This window comes from Nonomuraea sp. NPDC050643 (genome assembly GCF_040654715.1).
GTDB lineage: Bacteria > Actinomycetota > Actinomycetes > Streptosporangiales > Streptosporangiaceae > Nonomuraea.
The window spans coordinates 1-23,299 of sequence record NZ_JBFAIM010000078.1 but is presented as its reverse complement, the minus strand read 5'-3'; the positions used below and the strand labels follow the sequence as shown (position 1 = coordinate 23,299).

The 23,299-nt window shown below is 69.7% G+C and carries 21 protein-coding genes; 9 read left to right on the top strand and 12 right to left on the bottom strand.

The window, feature by feature from the left end; translation table 11 throughout:
- The first annotated feature begins 55 nt into the window (after window positions 1-55).
- Window positions 56-208 (top strand): hypothetical protein, encoded by a 153-nt coding sequence (locus AB0I15_RS56165; RefSeq protein ID WP_358116432.1) that lies wholly within the window; start codon window positions 56-58, stop codon window positions 206-208.
- A gap of 259 nt (window positions 209-467) precedes the next feature.
- Here the strand turns inward: AB0I15_RS56165 and AB0I15_RS56160 are convergent, their stop codons facing one another.
- Window positions 468-800, bottom strand: a complete 333-nt coding sequence (locus tag AB0I15_RS56160; protein ID WP_358116430.1) for a hypothetical protein — start codon at window positions 798-800, stop codon at window positions 468-470.
- 376 nt (window positions 801-1,176) lie between these two features.
- Between AB0I15_RS56160 and AB0I15_RS56155 the strand changes: the two genes are divergently transcribed.
- From AB0I15_RS56155 to AB0I15_RS56145, 3 genes are all read left to right on the top strand, one after another.
- Window positions 1,177-1,626, top strand: a complete 450-nt coding sequence (locus tag AB0I15_RS56155) for a VOC family protein (protein WP_358116428.1) — start codon at window positions 1,177-1,179, stop codon at window positions 1,624-1,626.
- 108 nt (window positions 1,627-1,734) lie between these two features.
- Window positions 1,735-2,250 carry a pyridoxamine 5'-phosphate oxidase family protein gene (locus AB0I15_RS56150; protein ID WP_358116425.1) on the top strand — a complete coding sequence of 172 codons (516 nt, stop codon included), beginning with the start codon at window positions 1,735-1,737 and terminating at the stop codon, window positions 2,248-2,250.
- Between the two features lie 86 nt (window positions 2,251-2,336).
- Complete coding sequence (locus AB0I15_RS56145; protein WP_358116422.1) at window positions 2,337-2,903, top strand: dihydrofolate reductase family protein; 567 nt, start codon at window positions 2,337-2,339, stop codon at window positions 2,901-2,903.
- A 162-nt stretch (window positions 2,904-3,065) separates the two neighbouring features.
- Here AB0I15_RS56145 and AB0I15_RS56140 read toward each other — a convergent pair whose 3' ends face one another.
- A complete protein-coding gene (locus AB0I15_RS56140; RefSeq protein ID WP_358116420.1) occupies window positions 3,066-3,410 on the bottom strand; it encodes an alpha/beta hydrolase in 345 nt (114 codons plus the stop codon).
- Window positions 3,298-3,543 (bottom strand): helix-turn-helix transcriptional regulator, encoded by a 246-nt coding sequence (locus tag AB0I15_RS56135; protein ID WP_358116542.1) that lies wholly within the window; start codon window positions 3,541-3,543, stop codon window positions 3,298-3,300. The genes AB0I15_RS56140 and AB0I15_RS56135 overlap by 113 nt, the downstream gene beginning before the upstream one ends.
- An 83-nt stretch (window positions 3,544-3,626) precedes the next feature.
- Between AB0I15_RS56135 and AB0I15_RS56130 the strand changes: the two genes are divergently transcribed.
- On the top strand, window positions 3,627-4,478 hold the full coding sequence (locus AB0I15_RS56130) for a class I SAM-dependent methyltransferase (protein WP_358116417.1): 852 nt from the start codon (window positions 3,627-3,629) through the stop codon (window positions 4,476-4,478).
- 133 nt (window positions 4,479-4,611) lie between these two features.
- On the opposite strand, the gene AB0I15_RS56125 is transcribed toward AB0I15_RS56130, so the two are convergent.
- Complete coding sequence (locus tag AB0I15_RS56125) at window positions 4,612-7,416, bottom strand: SpoIIE family protein phosphatase (RefSeq protein ID WP_358116414.1); 2,805 nt, start codon at window positions 7,414-7,416, stop codon at window positions 4,612-4,614.
- Window positions 7,417-7,766: 350 nt separating this feature from the next.
- Window positions 7,767-8,633 carry a helix-turn-helix transcriptional regulator gene (locus AB0I15_RS56120; RefSeq protein WP_358116412.1) on the bottom strand — a complete coding sequence of 289 codons (867 nt, stop codon included), beginning with the start codon at window positions 8,631-8,633 and terminating at the stop codon, window positions 7,767-7,769.
- A 184-nt stretch (window positions 8,634-8,817) separates the two neighbouring features.
- On the opposite strand from AB0I15_RS56120, the gene AB0I15_RS56115 reads away from it, so the two are divergent.
- Window positions 8,818-9,588, top strand: a complete 771-nt coding sequence (locus tag AB0I15_RS56115; RefSeq protein ID WP_358116409.1) for an SDR family oxidoreductase — start codon at window positions 8,818-8,820, stop codon at window positions 9,586-9,588.
- Window positions 9,589-9,621: 33 nt separating this feature from the next.
- On the opposite strand, the gene AB0I15_RS56110 is transcribed toward AB0I15_RS56115, so the two are convergent.
- The 4 genes from AB0I15_RS56110 to AB0I15_RS56095 form a co-directional block, all read right to left on the bottom strand.
- The gene (locus AB0I15_RS56110) at window positions 9,622-10,473 is read right to left on the bottom strand and encodes a hypothetical protein (protein ID WP_358116406.1); all 852 of its coding nucleotides are present in this window, start codon (window positions 10,471-10,473) and stop codon (window positions 9,622-9,624) included.
- A 261-nt stretch (window positions 10,474-10,734) separates the two neighbouring features.
- The gene (locus tag AB0I15_RS56105) at window positions 10,735-11,307 is read right to left on the bottom strand and encodes a hypothetical protein (protein ID WP_358116403.1); all 573 of its coding nucleotides are present in this window, start codon (window positions 11,305-11,307) and stop codon (window positions 10,735-10,737) included.
- Between the two features lie 161 nt (window positions 11,308-11,468).
- Window positions 11,469-11,804, bottom strand: coding sequence for a hypothetical protein (locus AB0I15_RS56100; protein ID WP_358116400.1), 336 nt, complete (start codon window positions 11,802-11,804; stop codon window positions 11,469-11,471).
- 744 nt (window positions 11,805-12,548) lie between these two features.
- On the bottom strand, window positions 12,549-12,791 hold the full coding sequence (locus AB0I15_RS56095) for a hypothetical protein (RefSeq protein ID WP_358116397.1): 243 nt from the start codon (window positions 12,789-12,791) through the stop codon (window positions 12,549-12,551).
- A 19-nt stretch (window positions 12,792-12,810) separates the two neighbouring features.
- Between AB0I15_RS56095 and AB0I15_RS56090 the strand changes: the two genes are divergently transcribed.
- Window positions 12,811-13,254 carry a DUF2690 domain-containing protein gene (locus AB0I15_RS56090; RefSeq protein WP_358116394.1) on the top strand — a complete coding sequence of 148 codons (444 nt, stop codon included), beginning with the start codon at window positions 12,811-12,813 and terminating at the stop codon, window positions 13,252-13,254.
- A 4-nt stretch (window positions 13,255-13,258) separates the two neighbouring features.
- Here AB0I15_RS56090 and AB0I15_RS56085 read toward each other — a convergent pair whose 3' ends face one another.
- Window positions 13,259-14,140 (bottom strand): helix-turn-helix transcriptional regulator, encoded by an 882-nt coding sequence (locus AB0I15_RS56085; protein WP_358116391.1) that lies wholly within the window; start codon window positions 14,138-14,140, stop codon window positions 13,259-13,261.
- 302 nt (window positions 14,141-14,442) lie between these two features.
- Here AB0I15_RS56085 and AB0I15_RS56080 point away from each other — a divergent pair, with 302 nt between their 5' ends.
- Window positions 14,443-16,575, top strand: a complete 2,133-nt coding sequence (locus tag AB0I15_RS56080) for a hypothetical protein (RefSeq protein ID WP_358116389.1) — start codon at window positions 14,443-14,445, stop codon at window positions 16,573-16,575.
- Window positions 16,576-16,655: 80 nt separating this feature from the next.
- On the opposite strand, the gene AB0I15_RS56075 is transcribed toward AB0I15_RS56080, so the two are convergent.
- Window positions 16,656-19,481, bottom strand: a complete 2,826-nt coding sequence (locus AB0I15_RS56075) for a BTAD domain-containing putative transcriptional regulator (protein WP_358116386.1) — start codon at window positions 19,479-19,481, stop codon at window positions 16,656-16,658.
- A 110-nt stretch (window positions 19,482-19,591) separates the two neighbouring features.
- Between AB0I15_RS56075 and AB0I15_RS56070 the strand changes: the two genes are divergently transcribed.
- Complete coding sequence (locus tag AB0I15_RS56070; protein ID WP_358116383.1) at window positions 19,592-20,254, top strand: hypothetical protein; 663 nt, start codon at window positions 19,592-19,594, stop codon at window positions 20,252-20,254.
- A 152-nt stretch (window positions 20,255-20,406) separates the two neighbouring features.
- Here the strand turns inward: AB0I15_RS56070 and AB0I15_RS56065 are convergent.
- The coding region (locus AB0I15_RS56065; protein WP_358116381.1) for a DddA-like double-stranded DNA deaminase toxin at window positions 20,407-23,299 on the bottom strand (2,893 nt) is incomplete at its 5' end.

The window sequence follows — 23,299 nt, the reverse complement described above, 5'->3', positions numbered from 1 at the left end:
CATGCTGTTCACGCCCATACGTTCAATTTTCAACTTCTGACGGAGGGACTATCTCATGGCCATCGTATTCATGCTCGTCATGAGCCTCATCGTGGGCGGCTTCCTCACCGCCGCGATGGCCGCTCTCGTGCTGAGCGGCATCCGAGACCGCCAGTGGCCGGTCCTGTGGCGGCGGCGCGTGGTCTACCGCGGCTTCATCCCGCGCTGACCGCGTCACCCCTCCCGAGGCCCGGCCCTTCCGTCACCCGCTGACTCCCTGACCGTCCTCGTTGGTCGTGGAGCGCGACCTGCGTGGCTGCTGAGTGGCGGTCGGGCTCGGGCAAGGCCGTCCACGGAGGGCCCGATCCTGGACGATGCCTTGGCCGCGGCAGAGAGCGATCTCAGCAGCGGCCACCTGACGTCACACCCCCTCCCCCACCATGGAGATCACGCCCATGGCCGCCCTTTAGAGCCGGACGGCTCGTACGTCAACTACAGCGCGCGACCCGGGTCACGGAGGACGGCTTGTAGACGGCGGCGTAGAACTTCTTCTTGCCCTTGGTCTTGGCGTTGACCGTCATGCAACGGGACTTGGACGCCTTGTCACCGACCGAGCCCTTCCGTACAAACGTGATCTTGACACTGAGCCTGTGACTGCAGTGGTTGTTGAAGTAGATGGTCGCGCTCGTGTTGCCCTCGCCCCAGGAGAAGTTGGCCCACTTGCCGCTGGGCTTGGAGCACCTGACGCTGTCGCGCTCGACCGCCGTCGTGGCCGCACCGGTCTGAGCCTGTGCGGAGGCGGCCGTCGCCGGGGTCAGCAACAGGGCCGCCGTGGCAGCGGAGCCGAGCAGAACGGAGGGCCAGATCCTGCCTGCCCTGCCCCAGGCACTCGGCTGCAGGCCGGTTGCACGTCAAAGGGCTCGTGTGGTTCGCGATCTCGTGACTTGACCACCGTCACAACAATGTGAGGAACGCCAGGACTTGGGGTGGCCGTGATCGTCACCGTCTTCCCCTTCGCCACCTTCGTCGGCGGTGGCCAGCCCGGCTGGGAGGGCACCTCTGCGCCGCTGGCGGTTTGACCGGGGCCGCCGAAAAAACTTCGAGCATGAGCCGTGAAGGATGTCGAGAACGCGGTGCGGGCTCCGTCCCAGGGACACCAGCGGCCACGAACCGGCCGCACGACGAAGGAGTCCCAGCATGACAATCCGGCGGATGGACAACGTCCTCATCGTCGTCGACGACCTTGACGCCGCCATCGCGTTCTTCGTCGAACTCGGCCTGGAGCTGGAGGGCAGGGCGCCGCTCGAGGGGCGTTGGGCGGAGCAGGCGGGGCGTGTCATCGGCCTCAACGGAGTCCGGCAGGAGGCCGCGATGCTGCGGATCCCGGGCGGCGCCGGCGGAATCGAGCTGGCGAGGTTCCACACGCCGAAGGCGATCAGCACCGAGCCGAAGGACGCGCCGGCGAACACGCTGGGCATCCGCCGCGTCATGTTCGTCGTCGACGACATCGACGACGTCATCGCCCGCCTGCGTCCCCACGGTGCCGAACTCGTCGGCACGCTGGAGCAGTACGAGGACAGCTACCGGCTGTGCTACGTCCGCGGCCCCGAGGGCATCGTCGTCGGCCTGGCCCAGCAACTCGGCTGACGGTCCGTCGCGACCGACCAGGGCAATCCGGCTCGCGCCCGCAGCAGCCGGAGACGACGCTTTCCCGCCAACAGCGACCACCCCCTACCGCGGCTCAAAAAATAGATCATGGGAGAAATCACAGTGGAACCGAACAAGGTCACCGAGGTTCTGAACCGGCCGCTCAGCCAGGAACTGCTGGCCCGCGACGTGACCCGCCTGGCGTACGTCGCCAAGGACGGCACACCCCGCAACATTCCGATCATCTTCGCCTGGAACGGCACGGAGATCGTCGTGTGCACGCCGAAGAACGCCCCGAAACTCCAAGCCCTGCGCGAGAACCCGATGGTCGCCCTGACGATCGACACCGAATCGCACCCGCCCAAGATCCTGCTCATCCGCGGCCGGGCCGAACTCGACTCCGTCGACGGCATTCCCGACGAATACCTCCAGACGACCACCACCTACCAGATGACACCCGAGCAACGAATCGAATGGGAAGCGGAAATACGTTCCCTCTACCACGACGGCATGGTCCGCATCGTCGTGACCCCCACCTGGGCCAAACTGATCGACTTCGAGACCACCCTGCCAAGCCCGGTCGAAGAACTGATCCGGCAACGGGAAGAACGCCAGTCCGCCTGAGCGCCGCTCCAGTTCCTCCGGCATCGGATCCACCACGGATGTTCCGTATCAGCGGACCTCGACAGATATTCGAAAGGCAGTCAGTAATGCGAAAGCTCATAGTGCAGCAGTGGGTCACCGTCGACAACATCGCCGCCGAGGAGGACGGCGGGCTCAGCTTCGTGTCAGGAGAGCCCTTTTCCGAGACCACCAACCCCGCGTTCAAGGAAAGCGTGATGGGGTTCGTCGACGCGGTCGACACGCTCATTCTCGGCGCGAACACCTACGCCCAGACCAAGGACTACTGGCCGTACACCGACGAACAGGGCGAGTACGGCAAGAAGCTCAACAACCTCACCAAGTTCGTCGCCTCAACGAAACTGGACGACGCCCCCTGGGGCGACTTCCCCGCCGCGACCGTGACCCGCGACCCCGCCACCACCATCCGAGACCTCAAGAAGCAGAACGGCAAGCACATCTGGCTGTGGGGAAGCCTGACCCTCATGCGCTCCCTGCTGAGCACCGACGTCGTCGACGAAATCACCCTGCTCATCTGCCCCACGTCACGCGGCAAGGGAACACGCATCTTCGAAAACCGGCAAAACCTCAAACTGATCGAAGCCACCGCATTCGAAAACGGCATCGCACTTCTACGCTACGCGATCAAGAAATAGGCCAACAATCCCGCGCCTTCGAAGCGTCGCTGGTGGAGAAGGTGCTGGACCAAGCTCGAGCGCGTGAGCCCACGGGGGTGCGGCCACAGCACGGCGGCAGGAGGACACCGCAGTGCGAGCCGCCGAACAACCCCCGTGGCGGGATCAGGACCCGATCACGCCTCAGGAGGCGCGGCAGGACACGTCACGCGTGGGCATCTCGCCGTCGACCAGGTGGCTCGTGGCGGTGTTCCACGCGCAGGCGTTGTCGCCGAGGACGTAGGCGCCGTGGCCGCCGGCGTCTTCGCTCACCAGGCGGGCGCGGTCGCCGAACTTCTCGCGGAACATCTCACCGCCGCGGTGGGGAGTGGGGACGTCGCGCCTGTTCTGGACGAGCAGGATGTTGGCCGGGCCGTCATCGGTGATCTTGACCGGGGCCTCGGCCGGCTCGTGGGGCCGGTAGGCGCACGGCGTGCTGTTCGCGACGGCCGCGCCGTACAGCGGGGACCGTTCGCGGTCCTGGGCCACGGCGCGTCACTTCTTCGGGCCAATCGGTGTCGTTGTTCTCGATGCGGCTCAGGCTGGAGGGACTCATAAGGGCGCGTTCGGCGAGATTGTCCAGAGACCAGCCGCGGGCCTGCCGCAGGCTCCGGATGCGCATGCGGACCGCGGCGTCCAGATCGCCTTCTTGCGTCATACGCAAGAGGTTATTCGATCCATGCAAGGCCGCGTTACGGTCCACGTATGAACAGCACCGAAACCCATCCGTTCCACCCGCACCAGAACCACACCGGAGCCGACGCCGACGCCGTCGCGATGGCCGAGCTCCTGGAGCTGGATGCCGAGGTCCTGCGGGCCTACCTGTCGGAGCTGACCGGCTGGCTGGGCGAACTGTCCGACCGGGAGCCCGGTCGCATCGTCGACCTGGGCAGCGGGACCGGGACCGGGACGTTCGCCCTCGCGCGGCGTTTCACGCAGGCCCGCATCACGGCTTTGGATCTTTCTCCCCAGATGCTCCACCGGCTCTCGAAGAAGGCATCCGCGCTCGGCCTCTCCGACCGGATCCGGGGCGTCCGGACGGATCTGAACGAGGGCTGGCCGCAGTTGGAGACCAGCGACCTGGTCTGGGCGGCTGCCTCTCTGCACCACATGGCCGATCCCGACCGCGTGCTGGCCGGCGCGTTCGGCAACCTGCGGCCGGGCGGCCTGCTGGCCGTCACCGAGATGGACTTCTTTCCCCGGTTCCTGCCCGACGACATCGGCGTGGGGCGCCCCGGTATGGAAGCGCGCGTCCACGCCACGCTGAACCCGGGCCCGCCCGTCGACTGGACCGAGCACCTGGCCCGCGCGGGATTCGTACGGGAAGCCAGGCGGCCGTTCGTCATCGATCTGCCCGCCCCGCTGCCGGCCGCCGCGGCCCGTTACGCGCAGGTGTGCCTGCGGAAGCTGCACGCCCACCTCGACGGCCGGCTGCCCGCCGACGACCTGGCCGCGCTCGACGCGGTCCTCGACGGCGACGGCCCTCACAGCGTGCTGCGGCGCGACGACCTCACCGTCCGCACCACCCGCACCACGTGGGCGGCCCGCCGCCCCTGACCCCGTGCGGCCGCACGTCGCCACCCGCTCGCGCCGGCTTCGGGGATACGCGTGCACGTCCTGCCGGACGCCTCGGCCACGTCGATCGCAGCCACCCGTCCGTGGGCGGCCGTGACAGGACTGCGCGGACCGATCAACCGGGCAGGGGTTGTTCGGTCCAGATGCATTTGCCGTCGGCGGTGAAGCGGGTGCCCCATCGCTGGGAGAGGGCGGCGACGAGTTGGAGGCCACGGCCGCCTTCGTCGGTTTCCGCCGCGCGGCGGATCCGGGGCGTGGTCTGGCTGCCGTCGGAGACCTCGCACACGAGGGTGCGGCTGCGCAGCAGCCGGAGCCGGAGCGGGCCCTTGGCGTGGCGGACGACGTTGCCGACCAGCTCACTGGCCACCAGCTCGGTGGTCATCACGAGGTCTTCCAGATGCCAACGGCCGAGTTGCTCGCGTACGTGCTCGCGGGCCTCACCGGCGGCGATCGGGTCGTCGGGCAGGGGCCAGGAGTCGATGTCCTCGGCGGCCAGCCGGTGCACACGGGCGATGAGCAGGGCGGCGTCGTCGCTGATCGGTTGTTGCGCGCCGGGCAGCATGGCGTCGGTCACGGCGTCGCACAGGTGATCCAGTTCGCTCGTATGTTGCTCGGAGAGGAGCCGGGTCAGCTCGGCCATGCCGTCGTCCATGTCACGGGTGGGCGACTCGATGAGACCGTCGGTGTAGAGCACGAAGAGGGCCCCATCCGGCAGGTGGAGCTCGGCCGTGGTGAAAGGCGGCTCGGCGGCGCCCAGCGGTGGGTCAGGGGTCGTTGGCCGGACCCGCACCGTACCGTCGGGGTGGACGATGGCGGGTGACGGGTGTCCGGCGCTGACGAAGACGCACTCGCCGGTCGTCGGGTCGTAGACGGCGTACAGGCAGGTGACGTAGGTGTCCTCGCCGAGGTCGTTGACCAGGTCGTTGAGGTGGGCGAAGAGTTCGTCGGGCGGCAGTTCGAGGTCCGCGAGGGCGCGCACGGCCGTACGCAGGCGGCCCATGGTGGCGGCCTGGGACAGGCCGTGGCCCATGACGTCGCCGATGACCAGGGCGACCCGCTCCGCGGAGAGCTGGATGATGTCGTACCAGTCTCCGCCGAGTTCGGTGCCGCCGGCCGGCAGGTAGCGGGCGGCGGCGGTGATGGTGGGCAGGGACGGCAGGTCGCGGGGCAGGAGCAGATGTTGCAGCTCCTGGGCGCGCAGGTGTTCCGCGTCGTACATGCGGGCCCGCGCCAGGGCCTGCGCGATCAGGCCGCTGAGCGCCGTGGGCAGCGTGCGCTCTTCGCCGGTGAACCGGCGCGGAAGGTCGAAGGCGATCACGCAACAGCCCTTGGGGTGTCCGGGGACCACCAGCGGGAGCAGTGCCCAGGCGTTCATGCCCGAGCCGGCCGTCAGGGTGTCGGGGCCCGGGTGTCGCCCATGGTCTTCGATGAAGGCGGGCAGGCCCGTCTGGAGCACGTCGGTGAGGATGGACTGGTCGGTGGCCGTACGCTGCTCGATGCGGCCGAGAACGTCGGGAGGGTAGCCCGCGGCCCCGACGACGTGCAGGCGATCGTACTCGACCGTGACGATCACCAGGCCGGCGGCGGCGAAGAGCGGCAGAACCCGCTTGGTGAGGACCCGCACCATGTCTTTGACGGTCACCGCCTCGCTGAGGGTGGAGGTCAGCTCCTGAATCCAGGCGGCCCGCTCCGCGGCGGCGTGCTCGGCGGCGATGCGCTCCGCGTCGCGGATCCGCTTTTCGGTGAAGTCCGCGAGATAGAGGGTCAGGCCGTCCGGCACCGGCACCAGGCGCACGTGGTACCACCGCTGGTCGGTCGGCCACCGTACGTCGAAGCTGGCGGGCGCACGCTCGGCGGCGGCTCGAAAGCACCGTGACCGCAGCTCGGGCACGTCGCCCGCGGGCAGGTCCCACAGCACCCGGCCGTGCAGGTCGCTGGAGCCCAGGAGGCGCTCGGCGCCGAGATTGACGAAGATGATCTGCCAGTGGCGATCCACCGCGAGGAACGCATCGCTCATGTACTGCAGTGCGCGGCCGGCCGACTCCCTGGCGAGGCGGCTCTCGGTGGTGTCCCAGACCGTGCCGACCATGCGGACCGGCTCGCCGTCGGTGTCCAGGATGAGGCAGCCGCGCGCGTGCATCCAGCCGGTGGTGCCGTCGGGGCGGCGGGCACGGTACTCGACCTCATAGACGCTCCTGGCGCGGATGGCCTCCTCGGTCGCGGCCATCACCCGGGGCAGGTCCTGCGGGTGGACGATGTTCACCCAGGTGTCGATGTTGTGTGGGGCGGTGCCGGGGTCGACACCCATCATGGTCATGGCGGCTTCGTCCCATTGCAGGTCGCCGGTCCGGATGTTCCAGTCCCAAGACCCGATTTTGACCGCTTTCAACGCCTGCTGGAGGTGGGCGTCGGCCTGCCAGAAGCGGTGCGTGCCGCCCGACTCCGGGGTGGAGGTCTCGAGTCGTTCGGCAAGCCAGCCGGCCAATGACCGGAGGAACAATTGCCGTTCTTCCGGCAGTTCAGCGGAATCGTCGGTCAGGACGGACATGACGCCAGGGGACGCGTCGGAGCCGTCGAGCGGGACGGCCGTCAGCATCACCGTGCGGGACGGGGTGGCGGCGAGCGGGACGGGGCGGCAGGTGAGCTCCCTGGCGTCCAGCGCGTGCGAGATCACGTCGCGGACATCGCCGCGGGTACGCAGCTCCGGCGGGGGCAACCCCGAGGCGACCACCAGGCGCAGCTCGCAACTGCCGACGGGGCCGCGCCAGTGCACCATCCCGCTCAGCGCGTGCACATCGGCGAGCGCCTGGTCCAGCGCGTACTGCAGAACCTCGATATCGCTGAGGCCGGCGCATGCGACCGCGAGTATGCGCAGCCGTTCCTCTTCCGAGGCGGCAGCGGAGGTTTCCCTCGTCCCCATCACATCGCCCCCTTCTCACGTTACCCGGTGCCTGACCTGCTCCCGCGGGCGACAAGACTCCTGTGGTCAAACGAGAAACAACGGAGCACAAAATCGAGCCCGCTTTCATGCGACCTCGAATGCTTTGGCAGTCGCCGCGAGAGCTTTGCATACGGATAGGCCAAGCGGGCTCCCCTTTGGCGCTATCTTGGCTCTCGGGTGGCGCCTCACGGAACGGATTGTTCAGATTCTCGGCGAGCGAGCGGTGTCGGCCGCGATGAGCTGCAGGAGCTGGCCGACGCCGCCCTGCGCAACTGGCCGCTCTCCTGAGAAGCGCCCGGTTCCGGGTGGTGGGTCGCACCACGGCGTCCCTACTGGCCGGCTGCGGAGGTGACGGCCGGGGTGGTGATCCAACTGTTCAGCAGCCGCAGTGCTTCGGCGGTGCCGGTGGCCGGTTCGGCGTTGTAGACGCACAAGGTCTGGTCGGGGTCGCCGGACGGCTGGAATGACTCGTAGGCGAAGTGGAGTTCGCCCACGACGGGATGGAGGTAGCGCTTGGTGCCGTTCGTACGGCGCAGGACGCGGTGGTCGTTCCACCAGGTGGTGAACTCGGGCGAACGCAGGGTGAGCTCGCCCACGAGGTCGGCGAGGCGCCGGTCGTGCGGATGGCGTCCGGCTTCGAGCCGGAGCACGGCGACGGTTTCGGCGGCGATCTGTGCCCAGTCTCCGACGCGTTCGCGGGCCTCCGGGTCCAGCAGGTAGTAGCGGGCGAGGTTGCGCTGCGGGACGGGCAGCGTGTCGAAGTCGGTCAGGACGGCGCGTGCGAGGCGGTTGGCGGCGAGCACGTCGGTGCGGCGGCCGAGAATGAAGGCGGGGACCTGCTCCAAGGTCTCCAGCATGAGGTGGAGGCCGGGGCGGACCCGCTGCGGAGCCACCGGGGCACGGCGGCGCGCGGGTGTGGGGCGTGTCAGCAGGTCGGTCAGGTGTTCGCGTTCGGCGAGGTCGAGCTGGAGTGCGTCGGCGAGGCCCTCGACGACCTCCGGGGAGGGGATTCCGGCGCGGCCCTGTTCGAGGCGGGTGTAGTACTCGGTGCTCACGCCGGCGAGGCGTGCGACCTCGTCGCGGCGCAGGCCGGGGACCCGCCGGGGGCGACCGTCGGCGGCCAGCCCCGCCTGGTCGGGGGTGATCCGGGCGCGGCGGGAGCGTAGGAAGCCGGTGATCTCGCTGCTACGGTCCATAGGTCCAGTCTGGCCTCGGGCGGCGAGTGGTTCGGCCCGGCTGGGTGGCCCTGCCAGTACCTGCCTGCTCAGGGCATGCTGCGGCCCCTTCGGACGGGGGTCGGGGATGGTGTGCTGGATGCGTGGCCGGGCCGATCGACTCGTGACCTGGCCCTCCATCCACCTCAGCGAAAGGCCGTGTGCCGTGGAAGCGCTTGCCAAGTCCCTGACCTCCCGTGTGGCCGTCGTCACCGGTGCCTCCAGCGGCATCGGGGCGGCTGTGGCCGAGCACCTCGCCCGGCTGGGGGCGCGGGTAGCCGTTCTGGCGCGGCGGGTGAACCGGCTCGATGAGCTGGTGTCCCGGATCGAGAAGGACGGCGGTACCGCTCTGGCGATCGCCGTCGACGTGACCGACGCGACGGCGGTACGGTCGGCCGCCGCCCGCGTGAAGGACGAGTTGGGCGGTGCCGACCTGCTGTTCAACAACGCCGGCATCATGTTGCCCGCGCCGATCGAGGAACTGGCCGTCGAGCAGTGGCGGCGCCAGATCGACCTCAACGTCACCGGGCTGACAAACGTCGCCGGCGCGTTCGTCCCGCACCTGGTCGAGGCGGCGGGCGAGCGTGGCGTGGCCGACATGATCAACACCGGGTCGATCGCGGGGCAGAACATCTTCCCCGGTTTCGCGGTCTACAGCGGCACCAAGGCTTACGTCGCCCACTTCTCCCGTACGCTCCGGGCCGAGCTGGGGGCGAGGAACGTGCGGGTGTCGTGGCTGGAGCCGGGCATCACGGGCACCGAACTGCAGGGGCACGTCACCGATGAAGGCGCGCTCCAGTGGCTCGACGGCACCAGAGACACGATGGAGTGGCTCACGCCGCAGGACATCGCCGAGACCGTGGGCTTCATCGCCACGCTGCCGCCGCGGGCGAACATTCAGCAGGTCACGGTGATGCCCACGCGCCAGGTCAGTTGACGCCGGCCCGAGCCCGGCGGTTTGCTCGCCGGCTCATGCCTCCACCGTGGTCCGGGCGGCCGGCTCGTGGCGCGGGGCGGCGAGGTCATGGGCGGAGCGGGTCAGCCAGATCATGATCAGGACGCTGGCGACCACGCCGAGGGCCTCCACGGCGCTCCCCTCCTCCGGGAACGGCAATGCCGCCAGCGTCAGGAGGAACGGCGACACCAGGCCGGCGATGCCGTACACGACGGTCATCGTCCCCCAGCGGTCGTCGTACCCTTGGGCCCGCAGGACCAGCGCCGTCCAGGCCAGAGCGGTCAGGCCGCAGATCAGCTCCGCCCCGCCCAGCATGGGCCAGCCGGCGAGGTCGAACACCTCGATGACGGTGAAGCCGCCGTACCCCAGCACGCCCGCGCCCCGCATGTACGGCCGGTCGCCTCCCAGCACCCGCATGAACAGCAGTACGACCACCCACATCACCGCGGAGTCGATCACCGTCGGCCCCGCCCAGATCGACGCGGTGACGTGGAGCAGCCACGTCGTCGACGCCGAGGCGTACAGCGCCACGCGCAACCGCCGCGTGTCCCCGTCGTGATGCTGATCGTCCCGGTCGGCCTGGCCTTCTACCTGAGCCTGACGGTCCTGGTCGGGCGGCGGCCCGGCCAGTGGCCCGCGCAGGATCTGCCAGATCCCCCATGCCCAGGACAGCCCGGCCAGGACCAGGAGGATCAGGTTCTGCCCGGTCGCCGCGACACCTTCGGGCACGGTCGTGAACAGCGTCATCCACCACAACGGACCGAGTTCGCCGGAGATCAGGGCGACGACGATGGCGACCGTCAGCGCGGCGCCGTACAGGCCGGTGACGAGCAGGGCGGGCAGGGTGGAACGGTGACGACGTAACACGGGACGTTTCCTGGGGGTTCGGAAGGGATGGAAGCGAACGTCTCACCCTACAATCGATCATGAGGAGTGGCGCGCCAGGCGGGGGCGTGCGTCCACGGGCGGGATCGATCTGGGACGTCATCCCAGGCAGGTCCTGACAAGCTCGGGGTGGCCCGGGAGAGAACGAGTTCGCCACACCTCTGGACTGTGCTGGATCCGGGCTCGCGGTCTGGACCTGACCGGCGCCGCAGGAGCAGAACGAAGGCTCCTCCGTACGAGGTGTCAGAGCTTGATCCCTTTGATGATCTTCGCCAGTTCCGGGACGAGGGGCGTGCCGGCCATCACGGTGACGACGACTCCCTTGCGCTCGACCCAGCCCGCGTAGCGGCCGTCGCCCAGCGCGCCGTCGCCCTCCCGGATGAGCACCTGGCGCCCGCCGATCCTGACGGTCGTCGTGCCGCCGGAGAACCTCCCGAACTCCAGCGGCGCGTTCTTGAGCTGCGCCAACCGGCTCGCCTTCGGCCAGCACACCACCCTGACCCACAACGACCGCTGCTTGGAGTCCGCGTTGGCGCGCTCGTCCCCCCACTGGTAGCCGTACTCGGTGATGCCGTCGTGCTTGCTGATCACGACCCCGCCGTAGGTGAAGCCTTTCGGAATGTGGTTGACGCGGACGCCGTTGATGGCGGCGGCGCCCCTCGGCGGCTGGTCGACCTTGTCGTCGTTGGCCTGCTTCACCTCCGCCTTGCTCGGCAGGGGGCAGCCGGGGCGCTCCGCGGCCTGAGCGGGCAGGGCGATCAGAGCCGCGGCTACGGGCAGCACGGACAGGGCGGCAAGCTGCTGAATCTTGTTCATGTCCAGGTTGGATGCGACCGGTGTGACAAAGGTTCAGCGGTTCTTGACCGTGAAATCGGCCGCAACCTGTCGGTCATTTTCATCATCAAACCGGAATGCGGCGAGCGCGGGACCGGCCATGTACGGTGACAACGGCTGGTCCCGATGATCGATGGATCGTGTTACGCGGAGTCCTGGCAGAGAATCGTGAACTGCGCGAACCACACCTTCCCGCTCTGCCAGGACACCTCCTCGAACGGGTTGCAGTCCGTGAACCCCTCCTGCGCCGCGCTCGCTCTGGCCGCGCTCTCACCGTTGGCCAGCGCGGTGGCCTCATCGAGGCCGACGCCCACTTCGGTGAACATCCGGCCGGTGACGGTCGCGGAAGCGGTGGCGGTGGCGGTGGCGGAAGCGGTGGCGGTGGCGGTGGCGGGCAGCGCCGCGCCTGCGGCGACGCCAGAACCGGCCAGCGTCGCGGCGGCCAGCGCGAGCAGCAACCTCTTCGTCAGGGATCTCATGACATCTCTCCTGTGGCTCGATCAGCGGGGCCTTCAACCAGAAGGCGTGCCATGCCGTTCCACGGTGTGCCGCCGCCCGGCTGGGGCGAGGCGTACGCGTACCGCCGGCACGATCAGGATCACGGGGCAGGGAGCGTGTGCAGCACCATCAGCCGGCCCAAGCCCGGGATGCTTCATTTCCGTTCAGCCGCCACAGATTCCTGAGATTCACGGAGCTACGGGAGCGATCACTACGATGAGATATTTACTCCAGCCGGCCTGGTCGCCACCGACTTCCTTACGGACAAAATCCCGAGCCTGGACGCCATATGAGTCGCTCGATTCGAATGACCGGATGGTCAGACTTGTATGGTCCCAGCGCGTGGATTCCATTCTCGTGTACGTTGCCCCTTCTCCCGTGAACACCCATCCACGCTGCTGAAGCCTACTCTTGCGACACGCATTCCTTCTTCGGAAGACCCTGCCCCGGTGTCGAGGACCAGAATTTCGTCGAACTGAATGGTGTTTTCGAACATGAGGTCATCCTGGGTCTGCGCCCTGCGAAATCGTGGGATCGCACAGGAGACGCTGATCCGCGTTGGCCGACTGCGGAGCGACGTCGCGCTCGGCCAGGTGCCGGCTCGCTCCCCCGGCCGGGCTTGAGGAGGCTCGGACGCCCTGGGATCACAACTCCCCCGACGACGATCGGCTACCCGGCCGGAGCGCTGGCCGCCACGGTGGGCGGGGCGAGGGCGAGGGCGTCTGTCAGGGGGCAGGCTGCTCGTGCAGGTCGACGTTGGGGCGGTGCTGGGCGATCGAGGTCAGGGGCTGCTGCTCCCGCTCGTCGACGACCGGCTCGTAGCCGTTGCGCTCTCGCCGACGTTGATCACTGGCGGTAGCGGGGTCTTGGCCGCCCGGGGAGCGACGGATGTTCGATTGTTCACGGTAGTTCGGTCGGCCTTCCTCGCGCCGGGCGAACAGGGAAACGTCGAGGTCACGTCCCCCCACTCCTCCTGGAGGAAGCAGCATGTACCGAGCGCTCACCGCTGTCACGCTGGCCGCCGGCCTTCTCCTGACCGCGTCCCCGGCGTACGCGCACAACGACCCCGGGCCCGGCCGCGGGCCCGGGCAGGACATCGGCTCGGCCAAGCACACGAAGCGAGCCTGCAGCGGCAGGCGGTGCGACGGGCTGGACCCGATCGTTCAGGGATGCAACAGCGACGCCCGCACCACCTTCCGGCTCTCCACCAGGCGCGGACACCTGGAGCGCCGCTACAGCCGCCTGTGCAACGCCTCGTGGGCACGGATCACCAACACCACCCCGGGAACCTGGTTCTACGTGCAGAGCTGTTACGCCTCCTACTTCAGGCCCTTCCAGGTGCCGCCCGGCTACGACAACGCCTATACCGACATGGTGCCCGGATCCCGGGACATCCGGGTGGGCAACCTCGCCGACCACGGCCCCTGCTGACGGCCTACGCGCAGCGGGTACGGGCGATCGGGCCGTCGCCCTGCGGGGTGCGCACGTACGCCTCGGCGTACACGCAGCCCGAAGTGGTCGTGAGCATGTTCCCGTAACTGCTGACGTCCTGGCCGCTGAAGGAGCTGGGGGCGAACACCTGGTCGGCGGAGCGGTAGACGGCGATGTGCACGACGCGGTCGGAGCCGTGCGGACCCAGGACCTGTCCCCAGCTCGCCCGGCACGCCGGCTGGTGACGCAGGCGCAGGCGGCCGAACTCCGTGCCCTGCGGCAGCCGGACGGACACGTCGTCCAGAGTGATCACCGTCGCGGCGACCGCGGGGGAACCGCACTCGGCGCGGATCGGATCCATGCCGTCGCCGGGGTCGTCAGGGTCCGGGGGCAGCACCTCGGCCAGTTCCCGCCACTCCCCCGTCTTGGTGGGCGGGGAAGTGGCGGAGGAAGCCGGTTGCTCGTCGGGGATCAGCGCCCGGATCAGGACACCGACGATTCCGACGATGACCAGCGCCGCGCCGATGAGCGCGTACAGCCGCAGGCGGTTTGCGGGCGAACGCACCGGAGGTACGGGCTCAGCCGCGGGGGCGGGTCCTGTGCTTTCCGCGGCCGGAGGATCCTGTACGCGGGCGGCGTCGGCGACGAGCCAGCTCGATCGCCAGGTGGCGGGATCTTCACCGCAGGCTTGGACGAATGCCTCGGTCACCTCCCACGAGGGCAGTTGATCGCCCGACTCCGCCTTGGACAGGGTGCTGGGCGCGTATCCGGCCTTGTCGGCCAATCGCCGGATGGTGAAGTTCCTGCCGGCCCGCAGTTCGCGTAACCGCAACGCGAAACGTTCGGCTTCGGTCGAGCCACCGAGTGGCTTCTGCCGTCGGCCCATGCCGTCCCCTCCCCTGCCGATGCCTTCGGGGCCTCTCCGATCTTCCTCGAACGGCGACCACAAGCAAACCCCGGAAAAGCCGTCATAGCGATGACCAGGAGCAGGACGCGGATCACGGCTTCGGGGAACGGCTGAGCAGGAAGTGACAGGCGTTCACGCCGGTGTTCGAGGTCGAGTGCTGTCACGGCTGACCGGCCAGGAGCGCTCTGACGCACCAAGCCCTCCACCAGATCCGCAGGAACTCTTCGCGCCCGCCACGCGTCACTACTCATAGTTACTGAACGGATTCTGAGGGTGAGCGGATGATGGTTCGGCGGCGCGTCCTGGTCATCGCGGCCGTTCTTCTGGCCGGCGTGGCCGCGACCGTGCTCGTGCACCCCCTCGGTGAGGAGGTGGCCGAGCGGTGGGTGGCGGTCACCGGGCTCGTGTGCTCTCTCGCCGCCCTGGCCGTCAGCCTGATCGGCCTGGCCCCCAAGGCCCCGCCCGCCGAGCGCGTCGACGGCGCGAACCGCGACCTGGCCAGGGCCGTCAAGGAGCAGTGGCAGGCCGAGTGGCGGTTGCGCCGGCTGCAGGACCCCTGGCCGATGCGCGTGCGCTGGGACGCCGCCGATCCGCTGCTGTCCGACCACGCCGGCAACGTTGGGTGCGATCGGCTCGACGGCGAGTTCGGCGACATCGCCGGTTTGTTCCGCCGCCTGCCCGGCGGGCGCCTGGTGGTGCTCGACGGCCTCGACGAGATCCCGCCGCCGCTGCGCGGCGAGGCCTTGCGCAGACTCAACAACGAGCTGGACGCCGGCGCGCCCGCGCTGCTGACGTGCCGCACCGAGGCGTACCGGGAGATCGTCCGTGAATGCGACGTCTTCACCGCCGCGGCGGTCATCGAGCTGCTCCCGCTGACGCTGGACGAGGTCGCCCGCTACCTGAACGGCACCAGCCGGCGCCACACCGCCTCCGCCTCCACGAAGTGGCAGCAGGTGCTGAAGGTCCTGGCCGCCGAACCGCAGGATCACGTCGCCCGGGTGTTGTCGGAGACGTTGTCCGTGCCGCTGATGGCCGCGATGGCCCGCGCCATCTACAGCGACACCGGCGCCGACCCCGCCGAACTGCTCGGCCCGCGCTTCGCCGACCGGGCCGTGCTGGAGGCGCATCTGCTGGACGCCTACATCCCGGCCGGCTTCGCGCCCGCGCCCGGCCTGCCCGGCGCGGCCCGGCCCCGCTGGACCGCCGCGCAGGCCACCCGCTGGCTGGCCTTCCTCGCGCGGGCGGCCGAGCGGCGCGGCAGCAGGTGCATCGCCTGGTGGGAGCTGCCGGACGCGCTGCCCAGGGCCGTCCGCCTGCTCCCGTCCGGGCTGCTGGCATGCGCGGCGGTCACCGCCGCGTGGTGCCTGGCCCACCCCGTCCTGCACGTGACGCGGTCACTGGTCGGGATCGTGCTGTACGTGGCGGTGCTGGGCGTCGGGCTGAAGACGCAGCCGATCCCGCGCGCCCGCGCCGTGCTGCTCGGCGGTGCGATCGCGGGGCTGCTCACCGGGCTCATGCAGCAAGTAGGTGGGCCATCGATCCGGCTCAACCCCAACGGGGCGGGACCGATGCTGACCGTGCTGCCCGACCTGCCACTCGCCGCCTACTGCGCGGCCGTGGTGACGAGTGGGCTGATGACCGCGCTGATGCTGGGAACCGCCAGGATCGGCAGCAGACCCAGGCCACTGACGATCCCGTTCAGAGTGTCCGGCGGCCGGCGCGTTCCGGCGGACAAACCGGCGCAGGTGCTCGACCTGGCCAGGGCCGCGGGGCACGGACTGGCGCGCGGCGTGCTCGGCGGAGGCGGTTTCGGCCTGATCGCAGGACTGTCCTGTGGCGCGGTCGTCGGGCTGCGCGGGCAGGAGTTCGTCCCCCCGTTCATGGAGTCGTGCAAGTTCGGGATCTCGATGGGGCTCATCCTCGGGTTGGTCAGCGGGCTCGTCGGCGCGCTCTACCGGTGTTCGGAGCGGTCGGCCGACACCGCCACCGCGCCCAGCCCTCATTCGAGCCTGCGCGCCGACCGGTACGCCGCCTTCGGCCGCGCACTGCTCGGTCTGCTGTTCCTGTGGCCTCTCCTGCTGCTCGCCGCGGCGCTGAGCGGGGCCGGCATGATCGACGACCGGGTCGCAGGTGCGCTGGTCATCCTGCTGTTCGTACCGCTCGGGCCGCTGGTGATCCTGCTGGCCGCGTGGGGGCGGTTGCTGGCGGCGCGGCTGTGGCTGTGCGGGCTGGGCCGGCTGCCCTGGCGGCTCATGTCCTTCCTCGCCGAGGCCCACGAGAAGGGTGTGCTCCGTCAGGTCGGGGCGGTCTACGAGTTCCGGCACATCCGCCTGCAGGAGCGGCTGGCCCACCCCCATCGGCTCTCGTGCCACTTGGCCGGCGACTCCTCGGCCGTCGGCAGCAGCACCGTCTAGGTCGGCTACCTCGGCGGACGGCGACGGCGTTGGATCGGATTCGGGCGTCGCCGAGGCCATCGAGCCGCCGCACGCTCGCGCTAGAAGTGCTTGACGGGGTCGGGAGGCTGCGGAAGGTCCTGGGCGAGCAGGACCTCCAGCTCCTCCTCGGTGAGGAGATGGACGTCGCACAGGATCCGGGCTGACCGGTGCCAGCACGTCCGTGCCTCCTCCTGCCGTCCGAGATCGTGCAGGGTGTCGCCGAGCCCCCACAGGCAAACGGCCTCCACCGCGCGGTGACCGGCCTTGTGGTGGAGGTGGACCGCCCTCCTGTATCCGGCCTCGGCCTCGGCGAGCCTGCCGGCGCGTCGGTAGGCATCGGCCAGCGTGTCGGTCGCCCCTCCCTCGCCATAGGGATTGTCGAACTCCGCCCAGAGCTCCAGGCTTTGTCGGCCCGCGTCGATCGCGTCGGCCAGCCGGCCCATTCTGATCAGCACCCCGGCCCGGCCGTTGAGACCGATCGCCTGGGAGTCGCGCAGGCCGCTCGCTCGGGCCGTCGCTATCGCCTCGTCAAGCGTGGCGAGCGCCTCGTCGAACCGCTCCAGCTTGCCGTAGGTCGTGCCGAGGTTGTTGAGGGTGCCCGATTTACGCAGGGGCAGACCTGCTCGATCCCAGCACACGAGGGCGCGCTCGAACTGCTCGACCGCAGGCTCGAAGCGACCTTGGTTCTTGTGGATGCAGCCCAACTGGTTGTGCCCACGGGCTTGGCCCGCCCAGTCACCGGTCTGGACGGCCACCTGCAGGGCCTGGTGATGGATCCTGGCAAGATCAACGAGCCAGCCTCTGTGGCTGAAGGGTCCGTTGAGACTGGCGGCGAGGCCTTCGACCGTGCCGGGATCGTCGGTGCGGGTTGCGGCCTGCCGGGCGACGGCGATGAGGTTGTCGCGCTCCAGCTCGATCCAGTCGATCGCCTCCTGTGGGGTGTCCAGCCGAAGGCCCGGCCGGTCGGCGCGAAGGTTTCTGACGATGACGGAGGCGGGGTTGAGCAGAAGGCTGGCCGACCTGGCTGTGGCGAGGTAGTGGTGCAACGCGCGGCGGGTGGCGGCCACCCGATCGCTCTCCTGGACGATGTCGTCCGCTTGTTCGCGGGCGTAGAGGCGGACGAGGTCGTGCATCCGGTAGCGGCCCAGCCCCGCCGATTCGAGGAGCCGGGCGTTCAGGAGGCGGTCGAGCGCGGCCTCCACCGTACGCTCGGGCCGGTCGGCGAGAGCGGCGGTGGCCGCTGGGCTGTGGGTGGGCGCGTCGAGGAGGCCGAGCAGGGCGAACAGGTGGGCGGCGTCCTGGCCGGCGGGCTCCTCCTGCAGGTGATGGAGACTGACGGCGATGCAGGCGCGGACGGCCAGGTCGGCGTACGCCAGCGTGTCCAGGCGGCGGGTGGCGTCGGCGAGCCGGTCGGCGAGGTAGGACAGCGTCCAGTCGGGGCGGGCGGCCAGGCGCGCCGCCACGATGCGGAGGGCGAGGGGCAGCCCGCCGCACAGCCGGATGATCCGCCCGGCGGCCTCCGGCTCGGCGTGGACCCGGCCGGGACCGGCGATCCGGGCCAGCAGCGCGGTGGAGTCGGACGGGTCGAGCCCGGACAGGTTCAGCCGGCTCGCCCCATCGACCGAGGTGAGCACCTGCCGGCTCGTGATGACGGCCGCGCACCCCGGCCCGGCGGGAATGAGCGGGCGGACCTGGCGGGTGTCGAGGGCGTTGTCGAGGATGATCAGCACGTTCCGCGCCGAGGTGAGGGATCGGTAGCGTGCCGCGGCCTCGTCGACCGTGGCCGGTACGGCGGAGCCGTCCAGCCCGAGCGAGCGTAGAAGCCGGCCGAGCGCCTCGATCGGCGACAGCGGCCGGAGACCCTCGGTGGCGCCGCGCAGGTCGATGTAGACGACGCCGTCGCTGTAGCGGTCGGCGACGGCGTGCGCCAGGTGCAGGGCCAGCGCGGATTTGCCGATCCCGCCGGGACCGCCGATGGCGACGATCGCCGGCGCGCCGGCCCCCACCTTGGTGAGCGCCTTGTCGAGCCAGGCGAGCTCGGCATCGCGGGCGGTGAAGGCGCGGGTGCCGGCGGGCAGCTCGGCCGGGGCGACGGCGTCGCCGAGCGTGGCATCCTGCGCGGGGACGGTCAGATCGAGGACGGGATCGCGAACGAGGACCGCCTGCTGGAGACGGCGCAGCGCGGCACCCGGCTCGATGCCGAGCTCCTGGATCATGACGCGGCGAGTGTCCTGGTAGACCGCGAGCGCTTCCGACGACCGCCCGGCGCGGTACAGCGCCAGCATCAGTTGCGCATGCGGTCGCTCCCGCAGCGGGTGCGCCTCGATGTGGACGCTCAGATCCGGTATCACCGCGTGGTGATCGCCCGCCGCCATCCGCAGTTCGACGTGATCTTCCACAGCGGTGAGACGTTCCTCCGCCAGGCGGGTGGCCTCGATCTGGGCCCACTCCGCCGACATGCCCGCCAGGGCCTCTCCCCGCCACAGGGTCAGAGCCTGCCGGAACGACCTGTCCGCCGTGACGATCTCTCCTCTGGCCCGGCCGGCACGCGCTTCGCGTATCAGCCGGATGAACAGGTGAGCATCGACGTGATCAGGCGGCACGTCCAGGCAGTATCCACCCGGCGCGGTCACGATGACCTCGTCGAGCGCCCGGGGCGCAAGGAACTCGCGAAGCTTGGACACCACGATGTGGAGCTGCTTCGGCGCCGTCGACGCCCGGCTCTCGCCCCACACGTCGGTGAGGAGCTGCTCCGTGGTGACCACCCGACCGGCGCTCAACGCCAGCCGGGTCAGCAGGCCGATCCGCCGGCCGCCGGTCAGCGGCAGCACGTCGCCGCCTGCCGTCAGCTCCCAGGGCCCCAAGATCTTGATCGCCAGTTCCATCGCACAACCCTCCCAAGGCAGGACAAGGGTCTCACCGGTCCTGACTGTTTTACAGATGTTATTGACACTCCTGACTATCGTTTGTCATCAAGAACGAGCCATCGGAGGACATGAACCCCACCCTCTACCCCGACGAGCCGGTGGCCGGCCCCTGGCAGGCGACGGCGGTCGGCGACGTGATCCGGATCCTGGTCGACGCCGCGGGCGACCCGCCGGGCCGGCCGCGGATCGTGGCGATCGACGGTCCCGGTGGCGCCGGCAAGACCACCATCGCGGCGACGCTGGCCGGCGGCATGCCGTACGCCGCCGTGGTGCACACCGACGACGTGGCGTGGCACCATTCCTTCTTCGGCTGGACCGACGTGCTCGTCGAAGGTGTCCTCGAACCGCTGCACCGCGGCGAGGCCGTGTCCTGCCGACCGGCCGCCTGGGCGCGACGAGGCCGCGCCGGAGCCATCGACGTGCCCGCCGGCCTTAACATGGTGATCGTGGAGGGCACCGGCGCCGCCCGTCGTGAACTGACGCCCCTGCTCGACGCCGTCGTCTGGGTACAGGCGGACCTCACCGAGGCCAGGCGCCGCTGCATGGCCCGCGAAGGCGGCACTCAGGCCGCACGTGACTTCTGGGACGAATGGATGCGGCAGGAGATCCCCTTCATGGCCGGCCACCGGCCATGGGAGCGGGCGAACCTCGTCGTCGCCGGAACGCCGGCGGTCCGCTACGACCCCGCCCACCACCTGCTGACCGCGCGTCCTCCGTCACGAGCCGCCTGACAGGCCACGCTTTCGGCGCGCGGCGCCGGGTCCGCACCGGCCGTCGGGACGGGGCCGCGGAATGGCCGGAAGCCCGGCCCCGCCGGCAAGCGCTGTCGCAGCTCACCGGTGAAGCCAGGCTCCCTTGAGGTCTCCGTCCGCGTCGGGCAGGCTCAGTCCAGCCAGCGGCCGACGCCACGCACGGTGACTTGAAGCAGTTCTGCCGGATTCTCCGGGTCGGGGTAGTAGATGGTCATGGTGGTGCCGGCCGGGAGCAGCATCTTGATGGCTTGGATGCACCCTGCCACGGCCTGTCGCTGCCGGTCAGGCGCCGTGTTGGGCAACGGCACCGCGTCACAGACACCGCCAGGGTTGTTCATGACCAGCCGTAGCGTGTTGTCGCGTAGCGCCACCTCCCGCGTGGCGACGCGATGAGCGAGCTGCGTCTCGAGGTGCCACGCCGGAGGTGCCATGGGCACCCCGAACGTCTGCCTGTACAGCAGCGCGAGGCGGTCTTCGAGGGCCGCCAGGTCGTCGTGCAGCCCGCTCTCGACCGTGTATCTCGCCCAGTTCTGGAGATCGTCGATCGGCGGAAGATTCGCGATCGGCAGTCCGTTCGCGTCGAGCACCCGTCCGGACGCGTCGACCATATAGCCCTGGTTGTTCTGCAGCTTGATCGACTCACTCACGCTCCTGAGCTGTTCTGCGGCATCCGCGTAGGGGCACTGCCCGCCCTGGACGCACTCGAGCGGAAGAATGCGCAGGAGCGATGTCGCGAGGTCGCTCTCATAGATCGCCCAGATGATGGTCCGATCGGCCAGGTGATGTTGCAGGTACATCGGGCCCAAGACCGAGTTGTACTCGGCGAACCGGAGCTCTTCCGGGATGAGCGACTCGACGAAGGTTCCCCTCCACTCCTTCGAGTATTCGTTCCAGTCGGGATCTTCGCTCAGATCCAGGGCTCCACTGATGCAGTCCGAGAACGCCTGCCCCGCGTCAAAAGGGTTTCCCTTGGGGGCGCCCCTGCAGTCGTTGACCAAGGAGTACTGGGAGGCGGCGTTGATCAGGTCCAGCGCGGTCAGGCCGAAGTACTCTTCGGCGAGACGATGGGTTTCGCTCTCCCGGTCGCCGATCCCCCTTGCCGCGAAGGTGAAGAGCGGGCTCATGACGAGGGACATGCAGGCGTCCTGGGCCTTGCCGACGAACTGGTTCCTGCAGTGCTCGATGTTGTCCTTGGCGTAGCCCTCCGGGTCGTGAAGGGGCCCCTTGGGGTCGTTGAGAATCTCCTCCACGCGAGCGTTGCAGTCGTGGTATCCGGGCAGGCCGTCCTCGGGGCCCCACTCACAGGCTTGTTTCCACACGCTCTTGAGCTCACGCAGACGACTCTCGGCCTCTGTCCGATAACTCTCGAACACCTGGGCGGCGATGAGAGCCGCGTTCGACGCGCTGTTGCCGGCCCGGACCTGCGCCGCGTACGCGGTGTCGTAGGCGGCGAAGGCGCTGGCCGCGTCCTGTGCCGCCGAGACGGCCGAGGCGCGGGCCCAGCGTGCCGAGAGGGACGCCTTCCTGGCCGACTGCTGGGCCTGCTGGGTCGCGGCGGCGGCGGTGCGGACGGCGGCCGCGGCCCGTTCCGCGGACGCGGCGGCGTCGCGTGCGTGGGCGACGGCCTCGGTTGCGAACGTCCGCGCCTGCTCGGCCGCTCTGCCGGCGGCGTTCGCGTACCCGATGGCCTCCTCCGCCGCGCCGCGGGCTCGTGCCGCCGCGGCCTGCGCGGTGCGCGCGAAGTCGACGGCGTGCTGCGCGACCTGCGAGGTCTCGATCATCAAGGATGAGGCGATGTAGTTGTGCGTCGCGGTCGCGTAGTCGCGTTCGGCCGCGCGGTGCCGTTCCACCTCCAGGAACTCGAGTTGCATGGCCGTCGTGCCGGCGAGAGCGACCTGGGCGCCGTTCCGCACCTCGGTGCCGTTCGAAGTGTCGCCGGCGATCGCGCCGACCTTCGTCCGGATGTCGATCGTGTAGGCGGTGTTGTACGTCGAGTCCAGGAACTCGTCGAGGGCGTCCGGATCGTCCGAGCGCAGGGCGTTGTTCGCCGCTTCCTCGATCTCCGCGTTGCCGGTGCTGCGGGCCTCGGCGAGGATCCGCCCGATCCGCGCTCGTAGTTCGGCGGCCCGCTCGGGGTAGGCCGGGTTTTCGAGGAACTCGATGACGGCTTGCCGTCCGTCATCGAGGGCGTCCTGAGCAGCGGCTCTCATGGCCGGGGAGCTGGTGACCAGGAGACCGGTCAGCGTGGTGCGGTCGTCCTGCTCTTCGGCGGCGGCGAGCCCGCGCCTGACGAAATCGAGGACAAGGAGGTCCTCGTCCTCGCCGAGAGCGGCCACGGCCGCCGAGCTGGTCCACGTACCGGGCGAAGTCGCGAAGTAGCGAGCCACCTGCCGCGCCTTGCCGACCGCCACCGCCTGATCGGTCTGCGTGTTGGCGGCCTCGGCGATCAGCGCGTCGATCGCGGGCGTGTGATAGCGAACCATCGGCGCCCCGAAGCTGCGGGCGTCCCCCAACCTGGCCTGGGCGGCTTGCGCACTGACGTGCCTGGCGAAGGACAACTCGAGTTTGAGCTCATCCTGGAGTCGTTCGGTGTCCGCCTCGCGCGCCGATTCGTAGACGATCTGGGCCGTTTCGGCCGCCTGTATCGCGTCCTCCGCCGCACGGAAGGCATTGTTCGCGTGCTCTGTCGCCAGCTCGGCCGCGTTGACGGCGGATCCTGCGTGCGCGGCCGCGCTCGCCGCCGCGCTCGCCGCCTGCTCCGCATAGGACACCGCACGCGTCGCGGCGTCTCGCGCCTTGCCGGCCGCGTCCTGGGCGATGTCCGCGTGACGCACCGTCTCCGCGGTGGCGCGCTTCGCCTCTGCCGCGCTTGCTCCCGCACGCGCGGCGGCGGCGAACGCGGCCCTGGCCTCGGCGCTCGACGCCCCCGCGTAACGGCCGGCGGCCTCCGTGATCAGGAACTCGAAGGTGCGGCTCTCGTCGTACAGCGCGAGTTGGCGTTGCAACCGCGCCGCGACAGATCGG

Excerpts from the sequence above, each read along its gene's own strand:
- AB0I15_RS56165 (WP_358116432.1), top strand. The coding sequence starts at position 56 with ATGGCCATCGTATTCATGCTCGTCATGAGCCTCATCGTGGGCGGCTTC.
- AB0I15_RS56155 (WP_358116428.1), top strand. The coding sequence starts at position 1,177 with ATGACAATCCGGCGGATGGACAACGTCCTCATCGTCGTCGACGACCTT.
- AB0I15_RS56150 (WP_358116425.1), top strand. The coding sequence starts at position 1,735 with ATGGGAGAAATCACAGTGGAACCGAACAAGGTCACCGAGGTTCTGAAC.
- AB0I15_RS56145 (WP_358116422.1), top strand. The coding sequence starts at position 2,337 with ATGCGAAAGCTCATAGTGCAGCAGTGGGTCACCGTCGACAACATCGCC.
- AB0I15_RS56135 (WP_358116542.1), bottom strand. The coding sequence starts at position 3,543 with ATGCGCATCCGGAGCCTGCGGCAGGCCCGCGGCTGGTCTCTGGACAAT.
- AB0I15_RS56130 (WP_358116417.1), top strand. The coding sequence starts at position 3,627 with ATGAACAGCACCGAAACCCATCCGTTCCACCCGCACCAGAACCACACC.
- AB0I15_RS56125 (WP_358116414.1), bottom strand. The coding sequence starts at position 7,416 with ATGGGGACGAGGGAAACCTCCGCTGCCGCCTCGGAAGAGGAACGGCTG.
- AB0I15_RS56120 (WP_358116412.1), bottom strand. The coding sequence starts at position 8,633 with ATGGACCGTAGCAGCGAGATCACCGGCTTCCTACGCTCCCGCCGCGCC.
- AB0I15_RS56105 (WP_358116403.1), bottom strand. The coding sequence starts at position 11,307 with ATGAACAAGATTCAGCAGCTTGCCGCCCTGTCCGTGCTGCCCGTAGCC.
- AB0I15_RS56100 (WP_358116400.1), bottom strand. The coding sequence starts at position 11,804 with ATGAGATCCCTGACGAAGAGGTTGCTGCTCGCGCTGGCCGCCGCGACG.
- AB0I15_RS56090 (WP_358116394.1), top strand. The coding sequence starts at position 12,811 with ATGTACCGAGCGCTCACCGCTGTCACGCTGGCCGCCGGCCTTCTCCTG.
- AB0I15_RS56085 (WP_358116391.1), bottom strand. The coding sequence starts at position 14,140 with ATGGGCCGACGGCAGAAGCCACTCGGTGGCTCGACCGAAGCCGAACGT.
- AB0I15_RS56080 (WP_358116389.1), top strand. The coding sequence starts at position 14,443 with ATGATGGTTCGGCGGCGCGTCCTGGTCATCGCGGCCGTTCTTCTGGCC.
- AB0I15_RS56075 (WP_358116386.1), bottom strand. The coding sequence starts at position 19,481 with ATGGAACTGGCGATCAAGATCTTGGGGCCCTGGGAGCTGACGGCAGGC.
- AB0I15_RS56070 (WP_358116383.1), top strand. The coding sequence starts at position 19,592 with ATGAACCCCACCCTCTACCCCGACGAGCCGGTGGCCGGCCCCTGGCAG.